Raw genomic sequence first — 860 nt, 5'->3', positions numbered from 1 at the left:
GCCATGCTGCCCGCAGCATGGGATAAGCGGCTGATCGACATGAACGTTAAAAAAGTTACTGACGACGACCTGCGATGGGCCGACTGTGTGTTCATCAGCGCCATGGTCATTCAAAAAGTCTCGGCCAAGAAGATCCTGAACCGTTGCCAGGCCCTAGGTGTAAAGACCGTGGCCGGAGGGCCGCTGTTCACCATGGAGCCGGAGGAGTTTCCCGAAGCCGACCACCTGGTGCTGGGCGAGGCGGAGACCACTCTGCCACCTTTCCTTAAGGACCTGGAGCAGGGCACAGCCGGACATATCTACAACAGCAGCGAGTGGCCGGCCATGAACAGTACGCCGATACCTGCCTGGGAGCTGATAAACAACAAGGACTATACGTCCATGAGTGTCCAGTACTCCCGGGGCTGCCCTTACGATTGCGAGTTCTGCAATATCACATCCCTCTTCGGTCGCAAACCGCGTCTAAAAAACACCGCCCAGTTTATCAGCGAACTCGACACCATCTACAACACCGGCTGGAGGGGCTCGGTCTTCGTGGTAGACGACAACTTCATCGGCAACAAGAACCGGCTGAAAACAGAGGTCCTGCCATTGATGATCGATTGGATGGAAAAGCACAAATACCCCTTCAGCTTCTTCACCGAGGCATCCATCAACCTGGCGGATGACTCTGCCCTGATGGTGTTGATGAGGCAGGCAGGGTTCAATCACGTCTTTGTCGGCATCGAGACTCCCAGCGAGGAGAGCCTCAAGGAGTGCAACAAGTTTAACAACATCAACCGCAACCTGATTGCCTCAGTGAAGACTATCCAGAACAACGGGATGGAGGTCAGCGCCGGCTTCATCGTCGGATTTGACAG

1 protein-coding gene is annotated in these 860 nt (G+C 55.1%); it reads left to right on the top strand.

Going from position 1 to position 860, the window contains the following annotated elements:
* The coding region (locus Psfp_RS21160) for a radical SAM protein (protein ID WP_134220477.1) at positions 1 to 860 on the top strand (860 nt) is incomplete at both ends.

The sequence above is a fragment of the Pelotomaculum sp. FP genome (assembly GCF_004369245.1).
In the GTDB taxonomy this organism is placed as follows: domain Bacteria; phylum Bacillota; class Desulfotomaculia; order Desulfotomaculales; family Pelotomaculaceae; genus Pelotomaculum_C; species Pelotomaculum_C schinkii.
The sequence above is the reverse complement of the archived record's forward strand: the minus strand, read 5'-3'. Positions and strand labels throughout refer to the sequence as shown.